A 12417-nucleotide genomic window follows, 5' to 3' on the forward strand; every position below is an offset into this window, starting at 1 on the left:
CGGGTCAGGGAATGCTGCGTACCAGCAAAGGGCCTATCACCTTGGTCACCGGAACCGGCAGGCGTTTCCAGACCGCGATGGCGGCCTGATAGCGGGGATTGGTCGGAGTGATGTCCGGAATGGAATCGCCAGGCTTCAACATGTATTGCCAGTGCAGCTGGATCGGAGCCGCCCCCCACTGCGCCTTGAACTTGTACGTTCCGCCTCCGGGGGTGGAGCGGCCGAAATCCAGGACGTCCAGCCCCTGCCCGACGGCAAAGCGGATGGCCTCCCAGTAGAGCAGGTTGTTGGGGCAGGAGGAGTTGTACTCCCGCAACGAAGAAGCCCAGGGCACCTCAAGCCTGCCGCGATGCCACATGACCAGCCCGCCGGCGACGGGTTTCCCGTCGAGCTCGACCATGATGATGCGGCTTGATGCCGGAAACTCTTCAAGTATCCTGGCAAAGAAGGATTTCGGATATACCGGAGTCCCCAGGTCCCGCATGTTGTGGGCGAACACCGCATAGAACCCGTCCAGCAAGGCCTGATCGCACACTGTGGCCGTCAGCCCGCTCTTCTGGGCCTTGCGCACCTGGTTGCGCACCTTGGCGTTCAGTTTGGCCCACAGGGCCTCTTCCGAATCGCCAAGAGGCAGCAGCATGCTCACTTTATGGGAACGGACAGGCAAACCCTCAACGACAGTCCCGGCATGGCGCAGCTCCACATGGGCAGCGCCCAGGCGTTCCCGCAGCTCTGCGGCTTCAGCAAGCAGCAGGCGCTCCTCTTCGCGACCGTCTGCCAGCACGCCGCCGTAATTCAGGAAAGGCATGGAAACCAGGAACGTGCCGAACAAGCGGCTCTTCAGAAAGACCAGCGGCAGGATACCGTGAAGGGTCGAGTCGGCTGCTTCCACGGCCAGGGCATAGGTCTCATGGCCGAAAACGCGCTTGATCACCCGCAGCCATCCCATCTGATGCGCCGATGACGCGCCCGGAGCGGAATCCACGTAAGCGTCCCACATGCCGGAATCGACAGCGGAGTCGGGATCGAGCAGCCGCAGACTCTTCTGCCCACCGATGCGGCCCGCCCCAGGTTCTACCTGGCGCATGCAAGGTGCTCCGTCATGGCGCGCTCCAGGACCGTGCCCATGGGAGCGAACGGCAGCGAGGCGAAGAGATGGCGAAGCTTGCCTTCCGTCTTGTGCAGATTGACGTAGTGCCTCAGGCGGGATTTGAGCTTCGCGCGGATGCGGGGCTGGCCTGGATCAAGCTCCCAGGGATGGAAGTACAGCACCACTGGCTGGCGCTCACGCCGCCCGATTCTGCTCAGAGCCCGCCGCACCAACTCCACGGGGAACAGGCGAAGGTAGCCTCCGCCGGACACGGGGAGCTTGTACTTGAAGCCCATGGCGCTCATTTCCAGCGTGCTGGGTGGAAACTCCATGATGCAGCCCGAGTCCCGCCGGATCATGTGCGGAAAGCTCGGAGCGTCCGGGATGCCATAGGTGTCGTGATGAATGGGAAAGATGCTGGAATCGTAGCGAAAGCCTTCTTCGATCAGGATGTCCAAGGCCCAGAGGCTCTGGGCGGTGATGGAATAGCTGGGAGCCCGGTAGCCATGCACGGGCTGGCCCGAGATATCCTCAAGGAGGTCTTTCGCTCTGCGGACGTCAGCGCGAAACGCGTCGGGTCCGATGCGGTAGATCAGCTGATGTCCATACCCATGGCAGGCCAGTTCATGGCCCTCGCCGATGATGCGTCTGACCATGGCCGGGCGGCGCTTCGCTTCCCAGCCCAGCACGAAGAACGTGGCCTTCAGCCCGTGTTCCGCGAACAGGTCCAGCACGCGGTAGGTGTTGTCCTCCACTCTGGACTCGAATGATTCCCATTGATGAGGGGAGACGACATCCGCGAACGCCTGGACCTGGAAATAGTCTTCCACGTCCACCGTAAGGGCATTCAAAATTACATCGGGGGCTTTCATAACGTCCTAGAAGGTTTTCTTCAGGCTCAAACCCACGATGTTCACATTATAGTTGAGTGAGGAGCCCTGGCTCGAATCGTAAATTTTCCAGCGGTAGTAGCCCTCCAGGGAGAAATCCTTGCCCAGGGAATATTCCAGGCCGCCGTTCGCATACCAGCGGACCTGGGTGTAGCTGCTGGTCACAGTCGAATTGCGGGAAGCCCCGGCCTTGAGCATCAAACGCGGAGTGATCTCGTAACGGGCGACAACTCCCAGTGCGAGTTGGTCCGAATCGCGCGTGTCCTCGCCGTCCGTGTTGCTGAGCGACGCATTCGCCTGAAGATTCAGCTTTTCCCCCTGCCAGGCGAGGGAAAGCCCTGCGGTTTTCTTCAATGTGGAGTACGTCGCTACCGGGTTCTCCGTATACAGGGAGGACAGAATCGCCTTCGCCGTAAACCTGTTGAGCGTGTGAGACCAGACTGCATCAACATAGGGATTGAGGCTGGTGTTGCCGTTGTCGTAGGCTGAATATCTGGGACCAACTTTTGCCGAGATGTATCCATCCTCGGAGTACTGCCACCTGAACCCAGCGTTTACGTACGTCCGTTGCAATCCACCGGTGCGGGAGTCCTGCCGTAAGGTGTTTGCATCGAGAGTGATCTGCCACAGCGGCGTCAACTCGTATACGAAGTTCGCAAACACTCCATTGCTGATTTTGTTTTTGGCACTTCCATATGAAGTTGAGTTGATGTTAGAATCCGTATTTGCTCCATCACCATAGAAGTACCCTATGAACTCGTAGCCGATCATGCTCGAGAGCCTGTCGGACAGGCGCGGAGTCATGTATACTCTCCCACTTGTAACGTACTGGTCAACCTGAGACCTTGTGGAGTCAGTGGGATTTGTCTCGCCTCGAATAAGGTTGTTATATACCTGCTTGAAAGTTCCATGCGCTTCCACAAAGAGCAGTTCTTCAGCAAGCGTCACTTTTGCATTGACCAGCGCGCTGCCCTTGAATTCGTCGTTTCGGTTGCCCAGCGCATAGACGTTGAAAGAGCCGTCCACTTCACCATCCGCCTCGATCCGGGCAGACTGGTATTTGACCTTGCCTACGGCGGTCGCCTTGCTGACCCAATCCGCCTGGGCGTTGGATTTTTCATTGACGTTGGAGTTGTATTCCTCGCCGACGCCAAGCGTCATGGAATATTCCGACGTACCGGCCAGGGACGAAACTGGCATGGCGAAGAACGCCAGGAGCACGGTCAAATAGAGTGGCACCCGCATATCCAGCATCCTATAGCGCTCCAAATATCAGACGTTTCATCCAACCCTTGGCGGGAGGTTCGGCCTTTACCTCAGTGGTTTCGGGCGGCGCGGACGCCGTCTGGCATTCGAACTCGGCCGGGGGAACCACAACATCATCGTGACGCTCAAGACGCTCTTTCAACGCGTCCACCTCGCCTGCGATATGGCTCACATTGCGGTTCATCTCGTCCAGGCGCGCCTGCAGGCTCTCCTGGAAAAGCGTCAACTGGCCGTGAAGCGCGCTCTGGTCGGGCATAACTGGCTGACGGGAGGACTCCAACCTGGGCAGCGCGTCCTCGATGCATTTGAGCCTGCCGTTGAGATTCTTCAGAAGCGAAGTGATCTTTGCGGTGGCCCGTCCGGCGGAGTGACGCTGCCCGAGGGTCTCGGCAGGGCCGGAATCCGCATCGACCGGGTCTACAACGGGGTTCCAGTACTGGTTGTCGAAGTTGAGGTCGCCTGCCACCTCATGCACGGCGTCCACCGTGATCTCGTGCGACTCACGGGCGAAGGCGTCCAGGAGAAGATAATCGCACAAAATGTTTATCAGGCGCGGCACGCCCCTGGTATACTGGGAGATTGCATCGTACGCCTCGGAGGAAAAGCTCACGGCGTTGCGATTTCCCGCAGATTCGAGGCGGTGGGTGATGTACCCCTCCATCTCCGTGGCCGGGAGCGGATGGATATGGCAGCTGACCTGGATGCGCTGGCGCAACTGAAGAAGCTCCGGCGCGGCGAGCAGTTGCTTGAGCTCGGGCTGACCAACCAGAATTATGCGCAGAAGCTTCTGGTAGTCGTTCTCCAGATTGGAAAGCAGCCGCACTTCTTCCAGCAGTTCATGGGTGAGGTTCTGGGCCTCATCGATGATAAGCACGCACTGGCGGCCCTTGGCATATTGAGAGATGAGAAAATCGTTCAACTCGCGAAGGAGCGAAGGCTTGTCCTTGCCCGAGGGGCGCACTCCGAAGTCTTCCAGGATCATTTCCAGCAACTGCTGGGCCTCGACCTTCGTATTGAAGATCTTGGAGAGGGTCACGTCGGTCAACTGGCTGTTGATGAGCCTGCGAATGAGCGTTGTCTTTCCGGTGCCCACCTCGCCGGTCAGTAGAATGAATCCGCTCTGCTGGCGAATGCCGTACGTCAGGTAGTTCAATGCCTTGCGATGTGCCTGGCTCATGTAAAGAAACGACGGATTCGGCACCAACTCGAAGGGTTTATGCTCCAAGTTGAAGAATGACTCGTACACGTTCCTCTCCGGTTGTCCGCCACGCCCATTCGCCCCGCTCACTGGCCAGACTCCTGAGGCGCCGCATAGGCGTAGTGGTCGTAGTGGGAGGACTTGCGGAAAGGCAGTTCCCGCGCGCCGTTGTAAACCACGCCCATTACCCGGTGATCCAGGGCCTCAAGGGCGTCGCTGATGTCCTCTCGAGATGACTGGCCCTCGCGCACCACGAGAATGGTGGCGTCGGCCATGGCGGCCAGAGCGCGAGTCTCCGCGAACATGTTCACCGGCGGCGAATCGATGAGGATGAACCTGTCGGGATAGCGATGCTTGAGTTCCTGAAGAAGCTGGCGCATTTTGTTGGACGAGAGCAGCTCCGCCGGGTTGGGCAGCGCCTTTCCCGCAGGCAAAAGCACCAGACGTCCAATGGCGAGACGTATCAGTGCTTCGGAGCAGTCGGCCTTGCCCTGGAGGCAATCCGAAAGGCCGATCTTGGGTTCTATGCCCAGATACGTGTGGCTCTTGGGCGCGCGAAGGTCGGCATCAAGCAGCAGCACGGTATAGTCGAACTCCTGCGCAAGGCTGATGGCCAGATTGAGGGCCGTGACGGACTTGCCTTCCTTGGGGTTGGCGCTGGTGACCAGCACCACGTTGTTGAACCCTTCCCGGCTGGACTCTTTGATGAGCGCCTCTTTGAGTTTGCGATACTCTTCAGCCGTATGGGAATGCGGGGCAGTCAACGTCTGGAGTGTGTGCTCGGAAGGAATCGGCGCAAGGGCTTCGCCCAACTCCGATGCAAGAGGCGCGTTCGCTTTGGCCCGGCTCACAGGGCGGCCGGGGCTCGTCTGAACGGCCTTGTTGAGGGCCTCTTCAATTCTGCTCATTAGATATCCTTGCCCTTGTTCATTTATTGAGGACAGTGCTGATTTTGGAGCTGACGAATTTGCGGGCGAGCTGTGCCTGTTCGTCCAGACGGAACATATCCGCCATGGCGAAACTCAGCATCAAAACGAGATACCCTGTAGCAAAAACGAGGAATATCCTATCCACCCGGAGCTGCTTCGCGTCCGCAGCCACATCCGGCATGTGGGGAATCACGGCGAACACGGGCAGGTCGAACTCCTTCAGGGCAGTAGGCGATTTGATCCCGCCCTTGAAGAAATCAAGCAGGAAAATGAGCGCGAACCCGATGCCGAGCCCGGCTCCCGCCGAGCCCAGGATTATCAGCATCCTGTTGGGGCTGACAGGGGACAACGGCTTCACGGCGGGGTCAAGGATGCGGAAGGTGATGGACTTGTCTTGCAGTTCCATCTGCTTGGAAACTTCCGACTGCCCATAGCGCGATACGAGCTGCTGATAGACAACTCCCTCGTTCTCTTTCTTCCGGACCAGCTCGGCCAAGGTGGATCTCACGTTGGGAATCTCGCGCAGAAGGGCTTTGCTGTCTTCCACGATCCGCAGCTGGCGGGCTTCCATTTCCTTGTACGCGTCGATCTCCACCTGGAGCATCTGGAGGCCGTCACGAACTGCCGCATTGGTCTTGCGCGACGAAGAGTCACCCCGACCGCTGCGCAGCCTCGCAACCTCAGCCTGCGCGGCAGCCACCTTCGGATGTTCGGATGTGTAGCGGCCAAGCAGTTCCGACAACCTGGCCTCGGCCTCTGCGAGTTTGCCCGGCTCAGGCCCCCGCTCCACAAAAATGCGTTTTTTGGCCTCAAGCTCGCTACGCTTGATGGCCAGCTCCTCCAGCTTCTTCTCCGCGTTGTTTATCTCACCGCGAAGATAGAGATCATCCGTGGCCAGGATCAGGCCCTTTTCACTTTTGTACTTATTGATTGCGTCGTCCGCCGCGTCAATGCGGCGTTTGAAGCTGTCAATCTGTTCGGCCAGGAATTTGTTGGCCTCGAACGACTCCTCCCGCTTGGAGGACGTATTGGTGTCGATGTACTTCCGCGTCAGGGTGTTTACGAAATCGCTGGCGAATGCAGGGTCCTTGTCGCGCAAGGTGATCCTGAAAACGCCTTGCTTCTCCTGATAAGAAATCATGATCCGCTTGGTCAGGTCGGCGAGGTAGGCTTCAACCTGGCGCTCATCCTGAAGGAAGAGATCCTTGTCCAGTTCGCTCAGGACCTTGAGGACCATGTTTCTGCTGAGCAACGCGACGGACAGCATCTTGAGCTTGGCGTCAACGGAGGGTGAAACGGCAATGCCCTTCACCAGATCCGTTATGACGTTCTGTTCAAGGAACACTGTTGTTTTGGCTTCGTATTGTTTCGGAAGCATATACGCCACAATGACGCCGATAGTCATCACAAGCAAGAAGACAGAGACAAACAGCTTCTTCCTTGTGAGAATGATCTTCAAATAATAGTCATAATCATTCAAGGCACTAGACATGCAATTTCTCCGTTAAGGGCTAGAAAAACCCTTCCTCCACGATAACCATGTCGCCGCGCCGAAGCAGCAGGTTCTGGCTGGAGTCCCCGCCTTCCATCAGGCGTTTGCCCTTGACCTTGACGATCTCTTCCTTGTCGCCGCTACGACGGACAATCTTGGTGTCGTTCTTACTGGCGAACTTGGTGAAACCTCCGGCCTCCATCAAGGCGTCCAGAACGGTCATCCCTTCCCGGTAGGGCAATGTCCTCGGCGAGTTGACCGCACCGGAGACATACACGAAACGGTCCTTCAGCACCGGAATGACGATGACGTCGCCGGCCTTCAGCTCCTGGTTGCGGGACACGTCCCCCTCTTCGTAGAGCTCGCGCAGTCCCTTGATGACCACTGCGTTCTCACGGACGAGGGAAGCCTGACTCAGGTCGGCCACGCTCAGGTCTTCAATGCTGGCGAGCACCTGCAACAGGCTCTTGTGGGTGGCCAAGGCAAAGAATGTCGGCTTGACCCCTCCGCCAACGACGTAAACCTTGTCGTTCTGCCCATCCACAATGGTGACGCTGACCTGCGGCTTACGGACAAGGGTTTTGAGTTGGGATGCCAAACGCTCGCCGAGCTGGGTTGGGGTGAGGCCCGCAGCCACCACTTCCCCGATGTGGGGATAGGTGATTTTCCCGTCGGGCCGGACAGATGCGGCGATGCTCAGGTCGGGTTCGCCTTCGACCGCTACAGCCAGCTTGTCGCCGACAACGATTGCGTAATCCCCCGCCAAAGCGCTGGTCGCCATCAATAGAGTAAGAGCGATGGAAAGAATCGTCGTCACCTCTGGTTTCCTCCTGGGCTGTGTCTGGCCATGACGGCTGCCGTGTAAATCCCGGTTGACTGAGACCATAAGCTTCTATCTTCCGCCCCTGCAGAAGAGCATGACTGCAATGGTTTTCAGTATTATCTTGAAATCAAGAAATATGGAAATGTTTTTGATGTAGTAAAGGTCGTAGCGCAACTTTTCCACGGCGTCCTCCACGGAGGCCCCGTAGGGGTAGCGTACCTGAGCCCAGCCGGAAACGCCCGGCTTCACGTAATGGCGCTCGGAATAGTAGGGAATGCGCTCCTTGAGGGTCCGGACGAACTCCGGGCGCTCAGGCCGAGGCCCGACCAGGCTCATCTCGCCCTTGAGCACGTTCACCAGCTGGGGGATCTCATCGATGCGGGTCTTGCGCAGGATGCGACCCAGGCGGGTCACGCGGCAGTCGTTCTTCTGAGCCCAGACCGCTCCGGAGTTTTTCTCGGCGTCCTTGCACATGGAGCGGAACTTGATCAGGCTGAAGTTCCTGTCGCCCTGGCCCACGCGGATCTGCCGGAAAAAGACCGGTCCGGGGGATTCAAGCTTGATGGCCAGCGCCACCAGCAGGCCGATCGGCGCGAAGGCCAGCAGGCCGAAGGCCGAGAGGATCACGTCCACGGTGCGCTTGGTCGCCCGCAACAGGGGGGTGACCCGGAACCCGTTTGAGAAGATGAACCAACTGGGGGTGATGTTTTCGATCAGCAGTTTCCCGGTCATGCGTTCGAACATCGCGGGTGAATCGAGGACCTCGATGCCCGAGAGCTTGCAGCTCAGCATATCCTGGAGCGGAAACACGCCCCGGCGTTCAGTAAGTGAAATGACGACCTTGGTGGCGCCCAGGCGCTTCGCGGTCTCGAAGATGTCCTGCGCGTCCTCGGAGCGGGCCTCCTGGCTGGTGGCGGGGTATTCCACGGTGCCGACCAGTTCGAAGCGGTCCGAATGTTCCAGGACCATGTCCTTCATTTGCTGGGCCATGATCCCGTTGCCCACCAGCAGCACGCGGCCCCCGTTGCGCCTGGCCGACATGCCGAAGCTGCGCAGCATTTCGCAAGAAAGGCTGAGAAGGGCGAACACGGCCAGACCCCAGGCGATTTCGGTCTGCCCCAGCCGGTTGGGGATGCGCGACTCCTCCAGGGCCAGGAACAGCACGTAAGAGACCAGGATCGAAATCGCCGTCTTGGTCAGATGGATCACCATGCCCCTGCTCTTGGCGGCGTAGGCCAGGATGATCCCCACAAGCATGGAGGGAAACGCGGCGATCACCAGGAAGTGCACGGCCTTGTCGGACGCAAATACGGATGTATCAAGCCCCTTCAAGCCCAGATGCGGCAGAACGAGCATCAACTGAAGCGCGGTCAGCGCGACGAGCACATCCAGGGCGCATTGCTTCAGCGTCAGCCTTCCTGTGTGTTGGTCATCGGTATGATTCTGCATGTGTTCCCTCCCCCAGGACGCGTTCAAACTGTGGACTCTTGCCGCGATCTTTCCAGCCGGTTTCTACGAGGCAGGTCCGCTTGCCCGCGCCATCTCCAGATGCTTGTCGATGTCCTTGCTGTTGGGCATCAACTTCTTTGCACGCTCAAGGACCACCACAGCTTCCTTGGCGCGACCGTTTTTCAAAAGCGCGTAACCCAACGTATCCATCACCGATGCGCTGTTGGATTCCAGGGTGTAAGCCTTGACCGCCAGTTCCAGGGCCTTGGTCGCCTGACCCGCCTGGTCGGCGTAGATCATGGCCAGGTTGTTCAGGGCCAATGCCTGGCGCTCCTGGTAGCGAAGGGCTTTTTCGTACAGTTCCTGGGCGCCCTTGAGGTCGCCCTTCTGCTGAAGGATAACGCCCTTGAGGGCGTTGCCGTATGCGGGATCCATTCCAGCCGTGATGCCCTTGTCCAACAGAGCCAGGGCTTCAGCGGTGTTGTTGGCGCGGGATTCGATATTGGCCAGGGAGGTCAGCACGCGGGGATTGGCAGGATCGTCGCGCAGAACGTTTGTCAGGGTGGCTTTGGCAGCGTCAGCCTGACCGGCCATTTCCTGGATCTCCGCAAGAGGCAGGGCGTAGTCGCCGGAACGGGTGTTCATGCTGCGAAGCTTTTGAGCCACCTCGAGCGCCTGGGCGGTATTTTTCTGTGCGAGATAATACTTGGCCTTTTCCAGGAGACCGAGCCTCTGGTTGAGGGTCTCGACTCGTCCCAGGGAGGACAGGGCCTTCTCCTGGTCGCCCATGATGGAATGGATGCGGCTCTTGGTGAGCCAGCCCTGAATGTCCTTGGGATTGGCGGCCAGCATTTCATCCAGGACTACGATGGCCCTGGCGTTGTCGGAGCGCCTGACAAAGAACGACGCCAGCGCCAGTGACGCCTGGGGATTGTGGTTCTTGGCGGCGCGCTCCAGAAGGGCCTGGGCCTTCACAAGATCGCCCTGGGTTTCCCAGGCGCCGGCAGCGCCGGTCAGAGCGCGCTGGTCATCGGGAGCCACGGCGAGGGCCGCCTCGAATTCGGCGACGGCCTTGTCGAGGTTGCCGGTCGCGGCCTGGATGGCTGCCAGGTTGTAGTAGGTGATAAGCACCTTGGGTTCGAACTGCTTGGCTTTTTCCAGCAGTTCCTTGGCCTCGTCGAGCTTGTTCTGGCGCAGGCGCAGCTTGGCCATGCCGTTGTACGCGAGGGCGGCCCCGGCTCCTTCGGTCATGCCCGAGCGGAGCACCTCGACTGCCTCGTCGATGCGGTTCTGTCCTGCCAGGAAGGAGGACAGGTACAGGCGCGGCTCCAGGGTCTTGCCTCCGGCCTCGACCGCCTTGCGCAGGTCGACTTCAGCAGCGGCGTTGTCGCCCTTCATAGCCAGCAGCATGCCCTTCTTGAGGAAAATCACCGGAGGGGATCCAGGCTGCTCACTCATCTTGGTGAACAGCTCCAGGCCCTTGTCGTATTCCTTCTTCGCAACCAGGGCGTCCGCGAGGATGCGCTGGCCGCCGAGGTCCGACGGAGAGAGTTCGAACACCTTCTGGGTCTCGGCGATCGCCTCGTCCAGGCGGTTCTGACGCAGGTAGATGGAAGCCAGCATGCGCCTGGGGCCTTCCAGGTCGGGCTTTGCCGAAAGGATGGACTGAAGGTGGCTGACGGCCGTCTCAAGGTTGCCGAGTCCCTGGTAGGTCTGGGCCAGGAACAGGTTGGTGTCTACGTCGGGGCGCAGCTTGTGGGCGGTCAGGAGCGGTTCCAGGGCCAGGGCGCCCTCGTTCTTGGCGAGGTACGCCAGGCCCTTGAGCTTGTAGCCTTCAGGAGCCTTGGGGAATTCTCCGATCAGGGCGGTGGACACGGCCATGGCGTAATCGGCGTCCTGCTTCTTGGAGAGCTTCAGGAAGGCTTCCAGGTAACGCGCCCTGACGTCTGCCGGGTAGAACTTCCCTATCTTGCCGTAGGTTTCGATGACGGCGTCATCATCGTTTGCAAGAACCTGAATCTGGGCGAGCATGTGCAGCGCGGACTGGTTCTTGGGAGAATCCGCCAGGATCAGGTCGATCTCGCGCTTGGCCTGGTCGGTCAGTTTGCGCTGGAAGTAGGATTCGGCCAGGCCGATCCGGGACCTGGACAAGCTGCCGGAGATCGAGAGGGCCTTCTGATAAGAGCGCTGGGCTTCGTCGAACCAACCCAAGAGCATCAGGGCGTGCCCGGCCTGCTCCCAGGCCTCGCCACTGGCGCCAGGGGCATCCAGCACGGGCTTTAAGGCGTCGAGCGCTTCCTGGGGCTTGCGCTGGGCAATGAGAATCTTAGCATACAATACAGGCAGGCCCGGCGTTGCGGGGGCCTTCTGCATGATGGACTTCAGTTCGCTTTCGGCCTGGGCAAGCTTATCTGTGGCCACGTAGGCCTCAGCCAAAGCCATGGAGGCGGGGATGTCCCCAGGATACTTTTCAAGGAGGTTCTTGAAGACGACTATCGCGCCTTTGGAATTACCTTTTTCGACAAGCTGGGTGCCCTGAAGCATCATCTCGTCACGGGACTTGTTGCCACACGCGTTCAGGAGGGCAACACACAATAACAGCAGCAGACACAATGCTCTTCCTGTCATAGACGATACCTTGGGATTTGAGTTTGTCGTCGCGACCGGAACGGCTTTGGAGCGCGATGGTTTTCTACACTAAGCCAAGATCGTGCCAAGCGGGGTCAAACCCAGTAACACACTGAATTTAAATGCCAACACCTGAAGCGCACAACCTGCCGAAAGTTGAAATCCACCCTAAAACGCCGTCTTGACATTCCGGACTGTCCGATAAAACAAGATTCTCGACAAAATTTACACAAGAAGCTTCCCAGAGAAACCAAATCGAAATCGAATCGGAACAACTATTTTATTCCTGGCAGGACACTCTGGCGAAACCTTCGTGCTTATCCTGCATTTTCAGCATATTATAACATTTCGAATGTAGGGAAACCCTACTACGGATGTCAATCTGAAAAAACCGGACTTTTGCAAAAACTGATCAAATCGACCATCGTTGCATCCTGTCTCGACGACCGATCCGCCATTGTACCTTATTTGCGTCTCATGCATAGCTGAATCTCACAAAGTGCTCCAGACAATCGAGGTGCGACCCAGATGGTTATCCATCGTTCGCCCTGATGTTCGCGACGCCCGTGCCGTGAGTCCAAAGCCAAGGCGCTGTGAGAGGGCACGAATCCGGAACGCCGGGGCCCCAATCCGCGCAGAACAGTATATATGA

The 12417-nt window shown here is 58.7% G+C and carries 9 protein-coding genes; all 9 read right to left on the minus strand.

Annotated features, from left to right (window positions below):
• Positions 1 to 4 precede the first annotated feature (4 nt).
• Positions 5 to 1087: a FemAB family XrtA/PEP-CTERM system-associated protein gene (locus G453_RS0111705; RefSeq protein ID WP_205620064.1), complete on the minus strand. Its 1083-nt coding sequence runs from the start codon at positions 1085 to 1087 to the stop codon at positions 5 to 7.
• Positions 1075 to 1962 (minus strand): XrtA system polysaccharide deacetylase, encoded by an 888-nt coding sequence (locus tag G453_RS23705; RefSeq protein ID WP_235731751.1) that lies wholly within the window; start codon positions 1960 to 1962, stop codon positions 1075 to 1077. Before G453_RS23705 ends, G453_RS0111705 begins: the two co-directional genes overlap by 13 nt.
• A 6-nt stretch (positions 1963 to 1968) precedes the next feature.
• On the minus strand, positions 1969 to 3225 hold the full coding sequence (locus G453_RS0111715) for a porin family protein (RefSeq protein WP_156920896.1): 1257 nt from the start codon (positions 3223 to 3225) through the stop codon (positions 1969 to 1971).
• A gap of 10 nt (positions 3226 to 3235) precedes the next feature.
• The gene (locus G453_RS0111720) at positions 3236 to 4492 is read right to left on the minus strand and encodes an XrtA/PEP-CTERM system-associated ATPase (protein WP_027191220.1); all 1257 of its coding nucleotides are present in this window, start codon (positions 4490 to 4492) and stop codon (positions 3236 to 3238) included.
• Between the two features lie 38 nt (positions 4493 to 4530).
• Positions 4531 to 5352: an XrtA-associated tyrosine autokinase gene (locus tag G453_RS0111725; protein ID WP_027191221.1), complete on the minus strand. Its 822-nt coding sequence runs from the start codon at positions 5350 to 5352 to the stop codon at positions 4531 to 4533.
• A gap of 19 nt (positions 5353 to 5371) precedes the next feature.
• Positions 5372 to 6865 carry an XrtA system polysaccharide chain length determinant gene (locus tag G453_RS0111730; protein ID WP_027191222.1) on the minus strand — a complete coding sequence of 498 codons (1494 nt, stop codon included), beginning with the start codon at positions 6863 to 6865 and terminating at the stop codon, positions 5372 to 5374.
• 19 nt (positions 6866 to 6884) lie between these two features.
• Positions 6885 to 7682, minus strand: coding sequence for a polysaccharide biosynthesis/export family protein (locus tag G453_RS0111735; RefSeq protein ID WP_027191223.1), 798 nt, complete (start codon positions 7680 to 7682; stop codon positions 6885 to 6887).
• Between the two features lie 75 nt (positions 7683 to 7757).
• On the minus strand, positions 7758 to 9137 hold the full coding sequence (locus tag G453_RS0111740) for a TIGR03013 family XrtA/PEP-CTERM system glycosyltransferase (protein WP_051272355.1): 1380 nt from the start codon (positions 9135 to 9137) through the stop codon (positions 7758 to 7760).
• Positions 9138 to 9200: 63 nt separating this feature from the next.
• Positions 9201 to 11765: an XrtA/PEP-CTERM system TPR-repeat protein PrsT gene (prsT, locus tag G453_RS0111745; RefSeq protein WP_084502269.1), complete on the minus strand. Its 2565-nt coding sequence runs from the start codon at positions 11763 to 11765 to the stop codon at positions 9201 to 9203.
• Positions 11766 to 12417: the final 652 nt, after the last annotated feature.

Source organism: Fundidesulfovibrio putealis DSM 16056, from assembly GCF_000429325.1.
Classification (GTDB): domain Bacteria; phylum Desulfobacterota; class Desulfovibrionia; order Desulfovibrionales; family Desulfovibrionaceae; genus Fundidesulfovibrio; species Fundidesulfovibrio putealis.

Excerpts from the sequence above, each read along its gene's own strand:
- G453_RS23705 (WP_235731751.1), bottom strand. The coding sequence starts at position 1,962 with ATGAAAGCCCCCGATGTAATTTTGAATGCCCTTACGGTGGACGTGGAA.
- G453_RS0111715 (WP_156920896.1), bottom strand. The coding sequence starts at position 3,225 with ATGCGGGTGCCACTCTATTTGACCGTGCTCCTGGCGTTCTTCGCCATG.
- G453_RS0111730 (WP_027191222.1), bottom strand. The coding sequence starts at position 6,865 with ATGTCTAGTGCCTTGAATGATTATGACTATTATTTGAAGATCATTCTC.
- G453_RS0111740 (WP_051272355.1), bottom strand. The coding sequence starts at position 9,137 with ATGCAGAATCATACCGATGACCAACACACAGGAAGGCTGACGCTGAAG.
- G453_RS0111725 (WP_027191221.1), bottom strand. The coding sequence starts at position 5,352 with ATGAGCAGAATTGAAGAGGCCCTCAACAAGGCCGTTCAGACGAGCCCC.
- G453_RS0111705 (WP_205620064.1), bottom strand. The coding sequence starts at position 1,087 with ATGCGCCAGGTAGAACCTGGGGCGGGCCGCATCGGTGGGCAGAAGAGT.
- prsT (WP_084502269.1), bottom strand. The coding sequence starts at position 11,765 with ATGACAGGAAGAGCATTGTGTCTGCTGCTGTTATTGTGTGTTGCCCTC.